This is a genomic window from Myxococcaceae bacterium (assembly GCA_016000045.1).
Taxonomy (GTDB): Bacteria; Myxococcota; UBA727; order UBA727; family JABDBI01; genus AER2-1.
Genome location: JAECQY010000006.1, coordinates 1 through 17,484, shown reverse-complemented (window position 1 = coordinate 17,484; position 17,484 = coordinate 1). Strand labels below are relative to the sequence as shown.

The following is a 17,484-nucleotide window of genomic DNA, read 5'->3' as shown; positions in this document are numbered from 1 at the left end:
AGTCACCTAGGACTCAACCAAACCATCACAATTTGGGACTAAACACAACGCTTTTAGAAACTCTTATGGCCGTCCTTTGTGCTGGCACAGCAATGTGGTTAGCAATGAGGTTATAGTGATCGCCCGTATAATCCAGTTCAATCAACTCAGCACCAACAGCCTCTTCGTTGATCATATGAATAGTTCCACCTCGTTGATAAACAAAAATACGCAGATTGTACAGACGGGCAATGATACCGAGTTCAATTCCACCGCCCCATAATTCCCCTTCTCCCAGAGCATGGATATAACGCGGAACAGTGTCTTGTCCGAACTGGGTTATTTCTTGCTCAGTTTCGAGGTCATGCATCTCGCTGGTAAGTGCAGGAGGATACCCAGCTAAATCATTATCTCTGATGTTTTGAACAATTTGGAGTTCGATGCTATGACGATACATCGATATGTTGTTGTGCATTTCGTTAGCCAAAATTCTTCGTAAAGCGGCTGCATTTTCTATGTTAATTTCTCTAGATAATCGTCTCATTCCTTCGAGGATGCTGTTAAATAAACAATCTCCGTCACCAGGAATTGAAATGATATTACTAGGCTTATTAGTCAACGGCTTATGCGTAGATTTTAGCAATAGCGGTGGTTTCATCACATCCTCTCGAAAAGTTGGCACATGGATATATTCACTGTCACTATCATGTGTAGGCAAAGTCACACCTGAAGCTACTAATTCGCTTTCTAATCTTTGTTTTTCTCCTTCAACCATTCCTAAATAGCCTTGAAACGTTTTGAACAATTCAACTTGAGAGTATCCAGCGTATGATTCATGCAACACGTCTATATGTTCCATAATGTTTCGCATTGTTTGATCTGGAAAAGCACCTGCATGATTCATAAAAATCTTAAAATGAATGATGTCTGTGTGAAGACCCATTTTATACTCAAGATCTAAATTATATCTTCTCAATGAGTGTTCAATGTGTCTAGAATCCTCGGAAACACTGTTGAGATAATACTTATTGCGTTGCATGGCTTCTACCACCCGTGTCCGTTGGGCGGAATCTGGAAAAAGCTTTTTAAGAAACCGATTCCATGCTTCCATGGCCAGCATGAGATAATGTGCTCTAATAGATGGTGTTCGATCCTCTGGTTTCTCTTCACCGCCTCTGTTTAAAGAGGCTGCAAAAGCTCGAATATTTTTGAAACGAAACCCACGCTCGTATGTCACTAGAAACTCATTGCTTTGAGAATCAGATAAGTGCTTCAGGACTTTTTCTACATCTCCAGGCGACAAAGAACGTTTCTTTTGAAGTGCTTTTTGCACACAAGAGCAGGCTTTCTGAATTCGCTTTTTTTCTTGGTCTACTTTTTCTTCAGAATCTGAGATCCGCTTCTGTATTCCCTCAGATAGTTCCTGCTTTCTTGCTTCCAGTGTCTTTATGCTTTTTTTGATTCCCTGCAGTTGTTTAGATTGTCTTTTAATGAATTCTTTTTCTTCAAATATAAACGAATTATTATTCTCAATATTTTTGTATGCTTGATCAATTAATACACTGAGTTTCTCCTGATCTTCAACGCTGAGATAAAAAAGCGGGAGATTTTCAGAGCTGTCTTCGTGCATATAGATTATAACAATCCTATCAAAAAACTGATAAGCGTCCTCGTTAGGCTTCTTTCTTAATACCTCTCGTACGCTTTGTAGTTGAATACTCAGCTGTATGATATCCTGCCGCAAACCGTCTAAGCTCAGGTTCGCGATTGTGCCTTGTTGTAGAAGACTTTTAAGCAACTTTCTAACTTCCGGTCTCTTTTGATCAGCCTCTTTAAGAATATTGCGTACTTTCTGAAGGCGTTCCCAGGACATATCTGGGATCATGGCTTTAACTGCAGGGCTTAAGTTGGCGCCCAATAGTTCGTACTTTGATGTATCAGCAATCTTCCGAACAACTGTCAGCAGGATATCACGATCATTTGGAGAGGACATGTTCAATTTTGCTGCAATAGTTGCAAGATCAATGATTCGATCTAATGAACTCAGATCGTAAAAATATCGTATGAATGCATGAAATCTTAATAAGTCAGGCGATATTGAGAGAGCAAGATCTGAACGTGCTGCATTGTTTTTAGCTTCCCATTGATCATATTCATCAATCATTTGCTGGAGTTTTTTCTTTAATGCTACTAGGTCACCGCATCGCATCCAAATATCGTGAGCAACAGGCAAAAGTAATTTCATATCCTCTGAGAATCGTTTTTGTGTTCCCATAATAGACAGAAACCCTAACTCCGACCAAGATAGATCAGCAAGATATCCTCCCTTGGTTTCCTTGGAAAGAGCATCACAAGTGCTACCTATTATTTCCATCGCTTGAGCCATGATGCTTAGTCCGGCATGTATATTTATACAGCCTAAAAGCATGATTTTATCCAATATTTCTATTGTGCCTATTAAGCTAATTTGATCAAATAATTTCTTCTGCAGGCTTTGCTTGGCGTTTCCTGTTAGTGTTTGCTCTCGATAAAAATCCATTCCCCATCTATTCTCTCCTAATTGAATCTGTCTAAATGTTTTGAAAACAACGCGCTGCAAACGCTCAATCGGTGTTTCCCCTGTAAATGGAGATCTGCCTAACGGATTAAAAACAAGTTTATCCAAGGTTTCTGTAGGAAAGTTTAAGCGACTCTCCAAAGCATGATGGCGAGCACACCTGCCAGAAAGATCTCGGATTCTTAGATCTGCGCCTCTTTCGATAAACAATTGAATTAATTGCTCTGCATTTGCCAAAGCTGATCCCTTTGCCACATCCATCAATGGAGTCACTCCGCCAGCGTTTTGCAGGTTAATAGGGAGCCCAAGATTTAGCAATCTTAAGACAACGTCAACCATGCCGGCCTCTGCGGCCAAATGAAGTGCATTCTGTCGTTCTCGATTAATTTCGAAGATATTTTCAAACGGCAAAAGATAAAAATAAGTACGAGTCGCTGGGTATCCTGTGACTTCTGACCAGTCATGCCAGTACCTAAAAGATGTTAGCTGAAAGCTATCTTCTTCATTGGAAAATAGAGTTGTTGAAACGTATGTGTCTTGGGGAAAAAAATTACCTTCCTCGTCGTACCTTTGTAGAACACACCCTCTTTCAAGATCGTGGCAGCAACGGTACACTCCTCTCTCTGCCCGTGCTCGGTCAGTCAATTCGGATCGATAACATTCCAGGCGATTGATATAGTCTAAAACTTCTTGTTCATTGCCAGCTCGAATGAAAGCATGCAACATGATTTGGGAAAGAGAGCGCGGGAGCACCTCAATCTGCCCTGAAAGATCAGCTTTAGGTGGCATGGCAAAGAGGAATGACTCACCTATGAAGATAATTACAAACGCCAAGCTTATTACACGAAACCACATAAAATCCTCCGGGCTTTTCAGTTTGCTTTCAAACTAACATTCCAAGTCGAGCCTCACCCAGCAAAGTCATGATTTGAGAGCACTCAAACATCACTCACCGACCGTAGGACAAAGTAACACTGTATCTCACTCAAGATAGCTGGCTTGGAATCCGATTTGGCTAGCTTTCGAACCTACCACTAAACTACGCCTTTTGAATTGTAAAGACAATTTGCTTTTCTCGAGGATGCTTTGGAATTGCTTTTGATGGTTTTCACGAGAGCTTCGTTGAAGAAAGAAGAAAAGAATTAATCTAGCGATAGTTGCACAATTATCTTCTTAATTGTCGATGATTGACATAGATATTTGTTCCAAAATTGCAATGGTGTCTGTGATGTGCCAAAAGCAACTTGGGAGATAATATGGGACAAATACTTCATGGATGCGCCAGAACGACAAAGGCAGTGCGTCGAGAGATACAAAATAGTCAAACGAGCCTAACAGAGCTTGCAAGCCGATACGGCCTGAACGTTAAGACGGTTGCCAAATGGAAGAAGCGGGATTTTGTAGAAGATGTTTCGATGGGTCCTAAAAAGCGTCTATCCACAGTTTTGCGTCCAGAACAAGAAGCTGCCATTGTAGCGTTCCGTAAACACACGCTATTGCCTTTGGATGACTGCCTTGATGCTCTGCAATCCGCAATCCCAGAACTGACTCGTTCGTCTCTTCATCGATGTTTGCAGCGTCATGGGATTAGTCCACTGCCCAGCACTGTCGAGCAGCCAAACAAGAAGGAGAAATTCAAAAATTATCCCATTGGCTATTTTCATATCGATATTGCAGAGGTGTATACAGAAGAAGGTAAACTTTATAGGTTCGTAGCGTTTGATAGAACCTCGAAGTTCGCCTACGCTGAACTCTTAGAAAAGTATGGAAGAATAGAAGCTGCCGAGTTTCTTAAGCGCCTCAGGTTGTTCCCTATAAAATCCATACCATTTTAACAGACAATGGTGCTCAGTTTACGAACCGCCGAGATCAGCAATGGGCGCTGACGCCTATTTTTTATCGGATTTGCTAGCAAGAAGGCATGAGCATCGTCTGACACAAGTGAACCATCCATGGACGAATGGCCAGATAGAACGGATGAACCGGACCATTAAAGAAGCGACAGTGAAAAAGTACCACTATCAGACACATCAGCAACTTAGTCAGCACCTCAGGGATTTTCTCAATGCCTATCATTTTGCAAAGCGCCTTAAAACTCTAAAAGGGCTAACTCCTACGAATTTATTTTAAAATCATGGCAAAATCTGCCACAGTCATTTAGGACTCAACCAAACCATCACAATTTGGGACTAAACATCTCACTTGTTTTCGAACCTGGTCAACGCCGCTACACTCCTGATAGAAATGATGCTCGATTGATTCCCAATAGACTATTACCCTAGACTAACAGAATGACTGGAGATCCGAACCGCTCTTTGACCCAAGTTCATCCAACTCACTCTCTCCAAGGACTTGAGGCAAACACTTACCCAGAACCCAGTGTCTCTACCCATTCAACCGTGGGATCTATCCCCATTTCAGATCATTCCATCCAAATTGGAATCCACAAACCGACTCAGGCTTGGAGTAAGACTCGCAAAGCTCTCTCGCTTCCTGAACTGATGCAAACGCAAGACGAATGGACGCACGGCACTCAGGCAGAAGTCACCAAAGAAATCGTCAAAAACGTCTTAGGCGTGGCAGCCATTGCTGGGATTGGTTTGTTAAGCGGTGGAGCTGGCTTAGCGGTCGTCGCTGGGCTCTACGGAGGCGCAGCATTTATCGCCGCCAAGCGCCTATACGGGCACCATCAGCACCAAAATACTTTTTTTCAAAACAGCCTCAATCCCGAGCGACTCAACCAAGCCGTGCATACAATTGCCAACGAAGACAATTCGCCTGCCGCCAAACAACTTGCCGTGCGTTATTCCGCAGCGAAAGAAGCAGGCAATGCCCGCGAGCAAATGCGGATCCTTGATGAGCTGCAAGAGCAAACGGGATACGTCATTGATTTTTCAAAATTTCACAAAGATTTTGATAACGCGCAAACCAGTTTAAAAACACAGCATTCCCCGATTCGTTCTGACTGGCTTGTTCATGCACCTCCCAGCCCTCCTGTTGATCTGCTGAAGCATAGACCTGCAGCCTAGCCGAGAGTTCGGTCATCCGGATTTTTTAGGACTCAGCAATCGAATCAATTTTTGCCCTTGGGCGTATTCCAGACGCTGGGCAAGTTCAACAACTTGTTCCGGATGGTTTCCATAGAACCCAACACTTTTAAATAAATCATCGGGCGTTGGGTATTGTAACTCAAAGAAAAAATCCAATTCCAGCTCGGTTGATTCTAAAGGATGATGGAGGGTTAGAGCTTCGATGATGGCATTTTGAATCAACTCCGGTTGCTTAGCAAGCAGCTCAGCCGTTCGGTTTTTACCGACTTGAAGCAGATAACTGACAAGCCATCGCTGGCCCGATGAAAGCAAATTTTCTTGCTGCGGCAATCGCTTTAGTTTTCGCTTGAGCACTTCCATCAAGACGGGATGCCGGTTACGAAGCGCTTCTTGGATCGCAGGCGATTCCTGGGAAACCAAAGATTGAAGCCAAGAAGGGTGAATGCCCAGAAAATAAGAGTGATTTTGAAAATCTAAGATCTGGTTCAGCCATGCCTGCCAAAGCGTTCGATCTTCCTCAGTCGTAGCAGAGGATTTGAGTGCTTCGACAATCTGCTGTACGCGTTCAACCGTCTCTTGTTTTTCAAGATTCGGTGTGAGCATTGAGTGCCTTGCTAAGTTGATCTCGCAGCGAACGATTTCGAATTAAGCCGAAAACCCCCAAAGCAACCCCTGACAGCGCTAAAAATCCAAAAAGCCATAACAAGAGATCGTCCCGAAGCCTAGAATCCGTAAAATAGCCGTTCTGAACGGCCACAGGCTTTCTGACTAACTTTGGAAACCCCATTGCTGTGGAAGGCACGTTTTCACTCATCACCACGCTCACTCGGTTCGGAGCAAGTCCTTCAATCGCCGAAGATACCAAATACTTTATTTCTTCTGCTTTAGCCGGTGGCGTGCCTTTTGCATCAATGGGATTAAATACAATCGCCACCGAAGCGGTGGCCTGAGGGGCTGGAGCATGCAGATCGCGAACGATATTTGGGTCCGGAATCACCACCACCACTCGGACTTCCACGATACCGGGAAGCACCATCAGCATATTTTCGACTTCCCCTTGAGTCGCTCTCAGAAATTTTGCTTTTTCTTCGCTTTGACTAGGGATTAGCCCCCCGCTATCAGAAGGGTACACCTGACCGAGACCTGCACTGGGAGATTTTGGCAATCGATTGTCTACCAAAATTCGCAGCGCTTCTGAAGCTTGCTTGGAGTCTACTTGAACCGAAAAGGTCGGCGCCTTGTTTCCTGCTTTTGCTTCCACCGAAATCTTCGTTGCCTGAATCCGTTGAGAGTCCAGGACGACGACGACTTCATTGGCTTCCCTTTCCGTGAGGCTGCCCACCAATTCCTGTTGAGAATGGCAGGCAACCAAAGACAAGAGCACGGACAAGCAAACAAGGGCTTTGTTCATACCCCTCTATCCTATCATTTTTGCCACTTCTTGTGCAAAATCATCGGATTTTTTTTCAAGACCCTCGCCCACTTTATAGCGCACGAATCGAGACAAAGTAACGTTTGCATCTTTCAAAAGCTTGGAGATCACCGTATCTGGATCTTTCACAAATTTTTGTTCCAGCAAACAAACCTCGGAATAGTATTTTTCGATTTTCCCGTCGACAATTCGGTCTACCATGTTCTCAGGCTTGCCTTGTTCAAGAACTTGATTTCTCAAAATGCTTCTTTCTCCATTCAGAGTCTCGGCATCGATATCCGTGCGAGCCAAAAACGAAGGTGCTGAAGCAGCTACGTGCATCGCCAAATCTTTTGCGAGATCTTGATGCGAAGCGTTTGCCCCCTTCAGCTCCACCAGAGTTCCGATCGAGCCTCCTGCATGCAAGTAAGCCCCATAGAGATCGCCGCCTTCTAAAACAGTGTAACGACGAATTGCTATCTTCTCTCCGATGGTCGCGATTTTATCATGAATCATGGATTCCGTCTCAACAACAAGATCCTTGAGATGGAAAGATTTTGCAGCCAAATCAGCTACCAATTCCTGAAAATCACCATTTTTCGCCACAAAATCCGTTTCGCAATTGACTTCTACAATCGCTGCTCGGTTCTTTTCAACGATCACAGCGACCAGTCCTTCGGAAGCCACACGGCCTGCTTTTTTAGCCGCGGCAGCCAAACCCTTTTCGCGCAAATACGTGACCGCAGCGTCCAGGCTTCCTGTCTCCAGCAAAGCTTTCTTGCAGTCCATCATCCCTGCGCCCGTTTTCTCACGCAGGTCTCTTACCATCTCTGCTGTGACTTGCATCAAACACCCTCCTCAACAGCCAATTCAGAGCTCTCACCTTCTGTTCCGGGGGTCTTCAGAGAAGGAACGATATCGATCTGAGGTCCTTTCTTTTTGGATCTCTTATCCTCAATCACTTCTTCTGGTGCAGCTTCTTTCGCTTCGCCTTTGACGCGTTTGGCTGCAAGAAGTTCTTCGTGACGAACGGCACCTTCCAAACAAGCATCGGCAATCACGGCTGCAAAGAGTGCGACGGATCGGATCGAATCGTCGTTTGCTGGGATGGGGAAGTTAATAAGATCGGGATCGCAGTTGGTATCCAGTGTCGCAATGACTGGAATACCCAATTTACGAGCTTCGTCCACGGCAATTTTTTCCAGGTTTGGGTCAATGATAAAGACAGCCTTGGGAAGCTTCGACATCTCTTTAACCCCGGCCAAATTCTTTTCCAATTTCGCCAGTTCTCGGGTCAGACCAAAAACTTCTTTTTTAGGGAGCTTTTCGAAGGTACCATCTTTTGCCATTTCTTCGATCGAACGCATCCGATCCACCGACTGCTTAACAGTCTTAAAATTCGTCAACATCCCCCCTAACCAGCGGTTGTTCACGTAGTATTGGCCTCCTCGAACGGCTTCTTGCATAACGATTTCTTGGGCCTGCTTTTTAGTACCCACAAACAAGATTTTTCCGCCATTGCCGACCGTGTCAACGATATAATCGTAAGCCTTGTTCAACAACCCAACGGTTTGTTGTAGATCAATGATATGAATCCCATTTCTCGGTGCGAAAATATATTTTCGCATTTTTGGATTCCAACGGTGGGTTTGGTGACCAAAGTGAGCTCCGGCCTCCAGCATCTCTCTCATTCCAATTCGTGCCATAGTCTTTTCATTTCCTTTGTCCAGGTTAAAGCCTCCACACCCCCAAAAGCCTTTTCGCGAAAGACCACCTGAACTGTTTCAGGGCATGTGTGTATTTGGACCTCCCCGTAGCAGGCAGGAAACTTTTTGAAAAGAGGGTGTGATTTTCAAACAGCCACTCCTACCCAAATAAATAGACATTTAAACGGGCTGCGAAGTAAACGCTCAAGACAAGAAGCAGTACTTTGCTTGGATACCAATATTCCTTTGCCGGCACCTACGACCGAAATAGTGATGTAGGGTGTGCAATCGGACACATAGGTAACGCTCGCGTAGTTTTCATAGTCTAATCAGCTTTCTTTGTCGATCATCTAAAATGCCTAATTTCATTCAACAAAAATAGACCTGGCTTCTTTCGTCATCGATTGGAACAGAACCGATTGGTTCACCTTCTAATCGCTCTGAGACATAGTACAATTTTCCATTTTCCATGCCACTTGATTTCCCTACTGCTTCTGACTTTCCGAACAACAAAGGAGTCCGGGTATTCAATCGGAGAAAGTTTGGAGGGCACTAAGCGTGGAGACATCCTATGCGTTTCAAAAGGTGTTTGGCCCTGATGGGACCGAAGCTCGTTATACTCCACTAAAGCGTTAAAAATAATCTTGCTGCCTTTGAGATCGCGGATTGAGCGGAAGAAGCGGTGGCCTATTTTCAGGTTCGATACATCATTTGTGCAGCAACCTGCGCCTATTGATGCTACTGACATTTCTGACTTGATCAATTTTCGGATCTATCCGACAAAAGCTTTCAGCGAGCCAAGGAGTCTGCGAAGAGCTATCGAGTTTTATGAGAAAAGCTAATATGAGAAAAGCTAATTTGAAAATCCTACCCAAGTATCGACACAACAGCAGCCAATCTCCATTGGGGGGATCTAGGGGGCCGTTCATTCTCCTGTTGCTTTTCCATCACTTGCCATTTTTTCAAGTTCCATGCAATTGCCTTGGAGTTTGACCCCGGAAAACATCTGAGTTGCAGCAAGCGGACCGCTAATTGCATACAACTGCTCTAATCCATCAAGACTTTGAAGCGATCTTTCCTCTATCTGACAGCTTTTTCAGCTTCGGTGAAATTCTTCAATTAATCAACGCTTCTCGTAATATCCCATCACTACTTTTTCAGGCTTCTTCCAACCTCATGGAGCAATGGCTTTCAGGAGCAAGATTGAAACTGCTCCTGTCTGGTTCTGGGGCCTGGCAAATCGCTGCTTACAGGCTTGACGTACCATTCCTCCTGCCTATTAACTTGCTCTCCTTTAAGCGATCAAAAACTCCGAATACCTAGCCGCGATAAGCTCAGTATCGCGAATCACCAAAATAATATCGAGATCTCGACAAGTTTTAGCTAGCACTTGCTTGAATGGCAACTAATTCGATTGATTTTTTGATTCGATACGAGTCCATCAAATTGCAGCTTAATTCTTTTTTATCGATCTTCGATACACATTAAGAAGCTAAAATTTATTTTTCACTAGAGTTGCTGATTTTCGAAAACTGTGGTACCCTTTAGCTAGCCCTCAAACGTTCTGGGAGCTTAGTCATCTATCGAAAGAGCAAACGGTCGCAGATATTTCAACAAACCATCGCAGGCTTTTTAGATATCAAAATCGTATGCGATAGAACTGATTCGCGTTATAAGCATGTTTCGATATTAAGTTGACAAAGAACCATAAGTCTGAAACAAATGGAATTCATGTGGAGATTGTATTTTAGAGAAAGGAGGCACTTATGCCTAGGTTGTTTTTGTTTTTTTTCTTTCTAACGGCTCTACTCGAGCTTAAGCATGCTAAGGCAGATCGAATAGAGGAACCTGATATCATCCGTATAAATGGTTATTTGTTGTTCTATGCACAAGCAGCTGATAAGCTTGTAGCCAATATCGCAAAACATGGGGGAAAGATTGTTAAAAATGGCGCTGACGTGCAAGTAGAAACTCCTGGGAATAGCGATGTCTTACAAAAGGTGCTTGCATTATATGATGGTGCTAAAGAATCCGGGTGGTTTCATGCAACGTGTGAAAATGGGATTAGTGGAAAAGGCTTTGGCATTTGGCTTAACAAGGATAAAAAATTAATTAGATCTCTCTCTCTATGCGAAATATAGATATGAAAAAATTTATTTTATTTTTATTAACTTCCTTGCCTGGCACGCGTCTATCTGGCGTCGAGTTTTCACCTGTGACAGAAGGTATCTCGGGAATTTATCTGTGCACCAGAGATCTTGCAGATTTGGCAGGTAAGAATACACTTAATAAAAGAACAATTGTTGAGAATGCACAAGAAGAATGCAGCGCTTCTTTTGAAGCATACAGACAAGACAAATATTCTTTCTTGCCATATGCTAGCGTCATCGATGGTTGCCACTACACTCTGAGACATTGCTTTCTTGTTCACGCGGTTAAGCTAGAAGAGACCATAGTTGCAGGCAAAAGGCTTCTTAGGTTGAAATACATAGAATCTCTTGGCTTCACAGGCTTAAATACAGCCCCAGGAGCAGCGGCGTACCCTGAAAATATTTTTCGGAATGATGATTACAAAAAGGAAATCATCTCTTGCCAAGTCGCGTTTGATGAACGCGATGTAACAGTAAAAGATTTCGAAAGGTACGAAGTAAGCACACCTCGAGAGGTAATATATTTTAAATGGGCAAAAGTTTCAAGCATTATGGATATTGAAATAAGTAACGGGTATAATGCTGTTACACATAATTGTTGTACCGTTGCTTTTAGAGCATTGGAAAGCATCAATCCAGATGTCTATAGGACTATTGATCCAAGCCAAATTAACTTTGGGATAGGGGTTGATTTTTTTAATCCACAACATGTAAAATGGATTCTAGCAAATCCATAGAAGGTTCTGGGATCTCAACACCCACAACCAGAAAATACTTTACCTTTTATCCGTTTCTCGGGTTATTTTCATTCATGGCCGCTGTGATGTGTGCTTGGGCTCCTTCCTGCTTCATCGCTATGGCACTACCAACGTACCGAAACAGCTCTGTTTCGGATCTACTCTCTGTAAGCGTTTAAATGCCATAATCAAGCTACGAATAGAAACCTCTTGAGGCCTTACTTTAGGAAAAAGGTACAAAAACAATTAAAGATGCCCTTGCATTTCAGCGCTAAAGCGAACATACAGTCCGGGTTCGCCGAAGAAAGACAGATGGACGCTGGTTTTTTTAAACGAGAGGAAAGTCCGGGCACCTGAGAGCAACGGTGCCGGTTAACGACCGGTCAAGGTAACTTGAAGGAAAGTGCCACAGAAAATAAACCGCCTTGGAAAGCTACGGTTTTTGAAGGTAAGGGTGAAATGGGGCGGTAAGAGCGCACCGCAGACTTGGAGACAAGTTTGGCACGGCAAACCCCACCGGGTGAAAGGTCAAGGTGAGACCCGTCGTCCTGTGGCTCGCAGGCTGGGTTTCTAATGAGACCGCTTGAGGATGTTGGCAACGACATCCCTAGACGAATGGCCATCCGTAGGATCCGAGCAATTGGGCCTACCGACAGAATCCGGCTTACGGCTTTCTGCGACGAGCAAACCCCTTGAGACTGGCGAGATGCTCAGCCTCAAGGGTTCTTTAGATTAGCAACGGCATTCTACCAATTCGAGGCCTCGTTTCAATAAGCCATTCTTCAAAGACTCTTCAGAGGCTCGTATCCGCCCACGCGCATCTGCATTGACGCCATCCCATTGCAAACGAATGGCTTTACCCTGAGCGCTGACTCGAATCTTTCCTCCACCGAGCACACTGGATTTTAATTCGATCACAAAGATCGAGCTTCCAGAAACATCCACTCCTGCATAGACCCGTTCGGCAAGCTCAGCGATCACTTCATCGGGAATGTGAGCTGGAGTTTGAGAAACAAGCTCCGCCTGTTTCGCGGCTATGCCCATCGACACCGCTTGCTGAAAGAAACCGCTCGCGGACCCACCCAATTCAGCGTTGTCTTCCTGCTGTTGGTCTTTTTTCTGTATTGCTCTATCCAAAGCAAGATCCTGATTCTTTTTCTGAACCTGCTTTTGTTCTTTCCCACCTTGGCTTGATTTCTGTCGCTGAGTTGGCTGCGTCTTTTCGGACTCGAGCTTTTTAGGAGGAAGCGATTCGCTTACCTGATCCGCGGAAAGCAGATCTTGTTTCTCTTGCCCTGCAGTGGCGAGTTTGTCCTGGAACTCCTGTTTCACCTGTTGACGTTGCTGCTCACGCGCTCGAATGCGCATACCTCGCTCAATGCTATCATGGCTTAGGTTCCGATCAACGCGATCCGTCATATCATTGATTCCTTCACTCGGGCCGCATAACGGAATTCTGTCATCTCATCAGCCACTGCCTCTTCGCGTAATTCAGCCTCTTTCTTTTGCTTCGCAGCCCATTTTTCCTGGTGTTTTTCCAAAACGTTGTATTCTTCTGTCGCTTTCATCATGCGCTTCAAAGCTTGGACCCGCTTTTGCTCGCTCTCATAAACGATTTGCTCTTGTTCGGTCATCTTGATTTGAAAGATTTTTTCTTCTTCTAAAAGCTTTTGCAGATGCCGCTCAGCCATTTGAATGGTTTCAATACGTGTGGAGACGGTAGACATCGCTTCAAAATATTCCGCTTGCTTTTGATGACGATAAGCTTGCATGCATTTCAGCTTCTCCTGCATCTTTTTGAGCTGATTCTGTTCCTGATCCAATCGCTGCTTTTCTCGAGCATACGCGTCTTCTGCTTCTTGTTTGGCCCTCCCTCGAATCTCAAACAAAGCCTGAAGCGGATACTGCATTACGCCAGATCTCCAGCATCCGAGAAAAGCTCTTGCAATTGCGAGACGGTCGTCTCGAATGGGCTATTTTCATGCATGTTTTGTTTGAGAAATCTTTCGACCGCATCGTTTTTATCGATCGCGTAGTCTACTTTAGGATCCGTTCCATAGTTATAAGCTCCAAGAAGAATCAAATCGCGATTTTTTTCATAATTGGCCATGGTCTCACGTAAATAGTTTGCCGCTTTTTGGTGTTCAGAGCCTGTAATATTCATCATGACACGGCTTAAAGAAGGTAGAATGTCAATTGCGGGCCAATGATTACGCTCCCCAAGAGCTCGGTTGAGCACGATGTGCCCATCTAGAATGCCACGAACTTCGTCTGCAATGGGCTCTTCCATATCTCCAGCTTGAACCAAGACGGTGTAGATGGCCGTCACGGAACCTTTATCGTTATTGCCCATACGCTCCATCAGACGCGGAATAAGGGCAAACACGCTCGGAGGAAAACCTTGTCGAGCTGGCGGCTCTCCCAAAGCAAGGCCGATTTCGCGCTGGGCACGAGCAAAACGCGTTGCGCTGTCCATCATGAACAGGACATCTTTCCCCTGTTCTCGAAACCATTCTGCGATTGCAGTTGCGACATAGCAGCTCTTGAGGCGTACCAAAGGAGGAGTATCCGAAGCGGCCGCAATTAAGACCGTTCGTTTTAAGCCCTCTTCTCCTAAGGATTCATGGATAAAGTCCAGCACTTCACGCCCACGTTCTCCCACCAAACAGGCTACAACAATTTCAGCTTCTGTATTCCGAGCCATTTGCCCCATCAAAGTGGACTTGCCCACTCCAGAGCCCGCAAAGAGTCCTATGCGCTGACCACGACCAACGGTTAACAATCCGTCAATGGCTCGAATGCCCATGGAAATGGGCTTATCAATGGGCTGACGTGTGTAAGGATTGGGGCTTTCTCGATGTACCGACCAATCCACCAGATCTTCGAGCTGAGAAATGGGTACGCCATCGTCCATAGACTCGCCAAGTCCATTCAAGACACGTCCCAGAAGACCATAACCACACTTGATCGAAAACGGCTTGCCCGTCGGAATCACCTCTGAATCCGGGCCAATTCCTTCCAAATCTCCCAATGGCATCAGATACACGATGCCTTCCTGAAAACCGACTACTTCGGTTCTGATGAGCGGAGCTTCTTCATTTTGGGTGGTCACATAGCAAAGATCTCCAACGCGAGAGTTGGGCACGGAGGCTTTGATCATCAACTGGGTCGATTCGAGCACTTTTCCACGCATTCGAAACGGCTGAATGAGGCGTATCTGCTCTAGAATCTGCTCAAGATGATGCATTTAGAAGTCATAACACACAACGAGAGCTCTTCTCTTCACGGAACTCAAAGTATCAGAGGAATCAGACTGGGAATCGAGACGATCAATGCGATGGGAGCCATCCGAAATTCAAAGGACAGGTCCGATGAAACTTCTAACTTCGGCTTTTCATCAGCCTGGAAGACAATCTCTTCAGGTTTTAAGATTGTGGAAACTTTTTCTTCATGAAAATTCCATTGAATCTCATCATAAACTGATTTTTTAAATTTGAGAGCACAAGATTGCCGACATCCGTAAGGCGAAGATACACGGGCCAAAGTCCTTAGATGACTCATTTGACTAAAAAAGCACGTGACTTCACTGAAAATCCAATCATTACTGAAAATTGCTTGCTTAATATAGGGCTCTGCTTGGCGCATTAAATCATTCCATCTCAATTCATTCAGCAGCTCCAATCGAGTGATTCGATCTCTGTCTAGCAACAGAGCAGCCAAGACAAGCCCATATTTGGTTTTCATGTTCGTTCGTATTTCTTCTTGAACCACCTGAAGAAGTGTTTGAATCATTTCGAGCTCTCCAGGATGCCCTTCTAGGGTAGAGGCAAAGATATCTAAAGAACGCTGATAAGCAGAATACCCAAAATGCTCCAGCAAACAACAGGCCAACAAGATCTCATCATCCTGGTCATTTTTATTGGCTTGATCCCATGAAGGATGCGACAAGTAGTTTCTGTAATTATTCTCAAACATCTTCATCGAATAAGAAACACCTTCCGGGTAATACTGAAGAATTTCAAATGCTTTTTTATAGAGTTCATTTGCTTTTTCATATTTTGAATACACATACAGAGTATACCAAGCAAATTTACGAAGCAAATGAGCACTGCATAGAGACTGCTCAATGGAGGCTGACAAAAGTTGTTCCGCAGAAGAAAAATGAAGTTTAACGGCTTCTAGATCTGTTTTCAGCGATGGTTCCGGTAAAAATTTTTCTATCAAGCAAACCAATTTATCACGATAGCGTTCCGGGCTATCCTCTGAAAATATTCGCCCGTAACTGAAAGCTTGTTCTTGTGCCAACTTATGGATACGTATGCCCCAATCGCCTGAAGGATTTCGAAGAGCTTGAGCTAAAGATAGACTTTCCAAAACATTGAATTTCCGATCCAAACCTTCTGATTCAACCGATAGAGCCTGTTTTAAGGTATCCACAGGCACAAAATTTACATCCAATAACACAGCATGCTTCAAAAGCTCCCAGGCTCTCAGGGAATGCTTTTTTAAATTCATAATAACAGCAACAAAGACAGGATCCAGGGGCTGATGGATCACATGAGCCATTTCAATTTTTTGCAATAACCCGGCTAGACCCGAGAGCTTGTTGTTTCTTAGGTATCCAATAGACCAAGACAGAACGATGGGGAAGGTCCCAACACCTTCTATCAGGTGATCGATTTCGTGCTTTTGAAACCAGGGAAGATTAATGCTAATATATTTTTCTGCCTGACTATAACTAAAGCAATCGAGCGTAAAAATTTTAAATTTCGAGCCGAAATAGTTTCGATGCCGAGTCGTCAGCAGAATGTAAACCGCGTGAGAAAGACCGTAGGTATAGTCTTCGACCAAAGTCCGATTTTCAACATGATCAAAAATAAATAAAGTATTTTCTGTGTTTTTGAGAACATCGATCACGCTGTCTTTCAGATCGGCTGGATCGGCAGAGTTGTAGGATACCCCTGATAAATCAGCCCAACGAGCATAGGAAGCGAGCAAGGATCTTTCATCTTTTGCGTTGACCCAAATAGCAAGATAACCTTTGAAAGAGTACCATGTTTTCCAAATCGATTCTGCCACATAAGTTTTGCCAACTCCTTGTGGTCCATCCATGGCAATCAAATGAGTTCCACTTTTGAATAAATTAAAAATGATCTCTTCTTCGGGTCTCTGAATCGCTTCGTGATCTTCCAGTAAGTTAGGCGACCTTAAAGATTTTAAAACATTGAACAACGGAGCGTCGCTGACTCGATGATTAATTTGTATCTGTATAATATCTCCACCAGAAACAGCATTCTGTGCGCCACTTTGACAACTAGTTTTAGATAAATCATTCTCACAAGCCATTGCAGCTGAAACAAATAATACGCTCGTCATCTGCCTAAAAAGCATTACAACTAATTTCATATTTAAATATTCTCACCTTCCATTTGATTTTTGTTAGTCAAAAATAAAAAGAATGCAATTTAATAATTTTAAAATTTAGACATAAAAAAAAGCCCTCATATTTCTATGAGGGCTCAGGAAAATAATTTCGGCAACGACCTACTCTCCCACACGGTTTCCCGTGCAGTACCATCGGCGCAGGCAGGCTTAACTTCCGAGTTCGAGATGGGATCGGGTGTGACTCTGTCGCTATAATCACCGAAAACTTTGCAAACTTCGATTGGTCTTATGACACAACAACCTTGACCTTATAATTCTGGAGATGCTAAGCCTCACGACTTATTAGTACGGGTCTGCTTCATACATTACTGCACTTCAACTTCCCGCCTATCAACCTTGTAGTCTACAAGGAGTCTTTAGAGGTCTCAAGACCTGTGAAATCTAATCTTGGGAAAGGCTTCCCGCTTAGATGCTTTCAGCGGTTATCCCTTCCGAACATAGCTACCCGG

At 44.1% G+C, this 17,484-nt stretch carries 12 protein-coding genes, 2 rRNA genes, 1 other RNA gene and 1 pseudogene; 5 read left to right on the top strand and 11 right to left on the bottom strand.

Going from position 1 to position 17,484, the window contains the following annotated elements; all coding sequences use genetic code 11:
• Nucleotides 1–25: 25 nt before the first annotated feature.
• On the bottom strand, nucleotides 26–3,391 hold the full coding sequence (locus I8H75_04200) for a hypothetical protein (GenBank protein ID MBH2006526.1): 3,366 nt from the start codon (nucleotides 3,389–3,391) through the stop codon (nucleotides 26–28).
• A 401-nt stretch (nucleotides 3,392–3,792) separates the two neighbouring features.
• On the opposite strand from I8H75_04200, the pseudogene I8H75_04195 reads away from it, so the two are divergent.
• Together I8H75_04195 and I8H75_04190 are read left to right on the top strand one after the other, a co-directional pair.
• A pseudogene (locus tag I8H75_04195) lies at nucleotides 3,793–4,731 on the top strand (IS481 family transposase).
• A gap of 96 nt (nucleotides 4,732–4,827) precedes the next feature.
• Nucleotides 4,828–5,565, top strand: a complete 738-nt coding sequence (locus tag I8H75_04190) for a hypothetical protein (GenBank protein ID MBH2006525.1) — start codon at nucleotides 4,828–4,830, stop codon at nucleotides 5,563–5,565.
• Between the two features lie 12 nt (nucleotides 5,566–5,577).
• On the opposite strand, the gene I8H75_04185 is transcribed toward I8H75_04190, so the two are convergent.
• The 4 genes from I8H75_04185 to rpsB are packed head-to-tail and all read right to left on the bottom strand — an operon-like array spanning nucleotide 5,578 to nucleotide 8,703.
• Nucleotides 5,578–6,189, bottom strand: coding sequence for a hypothetical protein (locus I8H75_04185; GenBank protein MBH2006524.1), 612 nt, complete (start codon nucleotides 6,187–6,189; stop codon nucleotides 5,578–5,580).
• Nucleotides 6,170–6,997, bottom strand: a complete 828-nt coding sequence (locus I8H75_04180) for a hypothetical protein (protein ID MBH2006523.1) — start codon at nucleotides 6,995–6,997, stop codon at nucleotides 6,170–6,172. The genes I8H75_04185 and I8H75_04180 overlap by 20 nt, the downstream gene beginning before the upstream one ends.
• A 6-nt stretch (nucleotides 6,998–7,003) precedes the next feature.
• Nucleotides 7,004–7,843, bottom strand: coding sequence for an elongation factor Ts (locus I8H75_04175; GenBank protein ID MBH2006522.1), 840 nt, complete (start codon nucleotides 7,841–7,843; stop codon nucleotides 7,004–7,006).
• Complete coding sequence (gene rpsB, locus I8H75_04170; protein ID MBH2006521.1) at nucleotides 7,843–8,703, bottom strand: 30S ribosomal protein S2; 861 nt, start codon at nucleotides 8,701–8,703, stop codon at nucleotides 7,843–7,845. Before rpsB ends, I8H75_04175 begins: the two co-directional genes overlap by 1 nt.
• A 1,766-nt stretch (nucleotides 8,704–10,469) precedes the next feature.
• Here rpsB and I8H75_04165 point away from each other — a divergent pair.
• The 3 genes from I8H75_04165 to rnpB all read left to right on the top strand — a co-directional run bounded on the left by I8H75_04165 (nucleotide 10,470) and on the right by rnpB (nucleotide 12,272).
• Nucleotides 10,470–10,844: a hypothetical protein gene (locus tag I8H75_04165; protein MBH2006520.1), complete on the top strand. Its 375-nt coding sequence runs from the start codon at nucleotides 10,470–10,472 to the stop codon at nucleotides 10,842–10,844.
• Between the two features lie 2 nt (nucleotides 10,845–10,846).
• The gene (locus I8H75_04160) at nucleotides 10,847–11,590 is read left to right on the top strand and encodes a hypothetical protein (GenBank protein ID MBH2006519.1); all 744 of its coding nucleotides are present in this window, start codon (nucleotides 10,847–10,849) and stop codon (nucleotides 11,588–11,590) included.
• Nucleotides 11,591–11,890: 300 nt separating this feature from the next.
• An RNA gene (gene rnpB, locus I8H75_04155) (RNase P RNA component class A) lies at nucleotides 11,891–12,272 on the top strand.
• A 50-nt stretch (nucleotides 12,273–12,322) separates the two neighbouring features.
• On the opposite strand, the gene I8H75_04150 is transcribed toward rnpB, so the two are convergent.
• The 6 genes from I8H75_04150 to I8H75_04125 form a co-directional block, all read right to left on the bottom strand.
• On the bottom strand, nucleotides 12,323–13,009 hold the full coding sequence (locus I8H75_04150) for a hypothetical protein (protein MBH2006518.1): 687 nt from the start codon (nucleotides 13,007–13,009) through the stop codon (nucleotides 12,323–12,325).
• The gene (locus tag I8H75_04145) at nucleotides 13,006–13,500 is read right to left on the bottom strand and encodes a hypothetical protein (protein ID MBH2006517.1); all 495 of its coding nucleotides are present in this window, start codon (nucleotides 13,498–13,500) and stop codon (nucleotides 13,006–13,008) included. The genes I8H75_04150 and I8H75_04145 overlap by 4 nt, the downstream gene beginning before the upstream one ends.
• Nucleotides 13,500–14,837, bottom strand: a complete 1,338-nt coding sequence (locus tag I8H75_04140; GenBank protein MBH2006516.1) for a FliI/YscN family ATPase — start codon at nucleotides 14,835–14,837, stop codon at nucleotides 13,500–13,502. The genes I8H75_04145 and I8H75_04140 overlap by 1 nt, the downstream gene beginning before the upstream one ends.
• Before the next feature lie 44 nt (nucleotides 14,838–14,881).
• Nucleotides 14,882–16,996, bottom strand: a complete 2,115-nt coding sequence (locus tag I8H75_04135; protein ID MBH2006515.1) for a hypothetical protein — start codon at nucleotides 16,994–16,996, stop codon at nucleotides 14,882–14,884.
• A 125-nt stretch (nucleotides 16,997–17,121) separates the two neighbouring features.
• Nucleotides 17,122–17,238 (bottom strand): 5S ribosomal RNA (gene rrf, locus I8H75_04130).
• Between the two features lie 58 nt (nucleotides 17,239–17,296).
• Nucleotides 17,297–17,484, bottom strand: a 23S ribosomal RNA gene (locus I8H75_04125); the annotation flags it as partial.

What these genes read in the sequence shown, in the direction of transcription:
- I8H75_04200 (MBH2006526.1), bottom strand. Translation starts at nt 3,391, where the DNA reads ATGTGGTTTCGTGTAATAAGCTTGGCGTTTGTAATTATCTTCATAGGT.
- I8H75_04190 (MBH2006525.1), top strand. Translation starts at nt 4,828, where the DNA reads ATGACTGGAGATCCGAACCGCTCTTTGACCCAAGTTCATCCAACTCAC.
- I8H75_04185 (MBH2006524.1), bottom strand. Translation starts at nt 6,189, where the DNA reads ATGCTCACACCGAATCTTGAAAAACAAGAGACGGTTGAACGCGTACAG.
- I8H75_04180 (MBH2006523.1), bottom strand. Translation starts at nt 6,997, where the DNA reads ATGAACAAAGCCCTTGTTTGCTTGTCCGTGCTCTTGTCTTTGGTTGCC.
- I8H75_04175 (MBH2006522.1), bottom strand. Translation starts at nt 7,843, where the DNA reads ATGCAAGTCACAGCAGAGATGGTAAGAGACCTGCGTGAGAAAACGGGC.
- rpsB (MBH2006521.1), bottom strand. Translation starts at nt 8,703, where the DNA reads ATGGCACGAATTGGAATGAGAGAGATGCTGGAGGCCGGAGCTCACTTT.
- I8H75_04165 (MBH2006520.1), top strand. Translation starts at nt 10,470, where the DNA reads ATGCCTAGGTTGTTTTTGTTTTTTTTCTTTCTAACGGCTCTACTCGAG.
- I8H75_04160 (MBH2006519.1), top strand. Translation starts at nt 10,847, where the DNA reads ATGAAAAAATTTATTTTATTTTTATTAACTTCCTTGCCTGGCACGCGT.
- I8H75_04150 (MBH2006518.1), bottom strand. Translation starts at nt 13,009, where the DNA reads ATGACGGATCGCGTTGATCGGAACCTAAGCCATGATAGCATTGAGCGA.
- I8H75_04145 (MBH2006517.1), bottom strand. Translation starts at nt 13,500, where the DNA reads ATGCAGTATCCGCTTCAGGCTTTGTTTGAGATTCGAGGGAGGGCCAAA.
- I8H75_04140 (MBH2006516.1), bottom strand. Translation starts at nt 14,837, where the DNA reads ATGCATCATCTTGAGCAGATTCTAGAGCAGATACGCCTCATTCAGCCG.
- I8H75_04135 (MBH2006515.1), bottom strand. Translation starts at nt 16,996, where the DNA reads ATGAAATTAGTTGTAATGCTTTTTAGGCAGATGACGAGCGTATTATTT.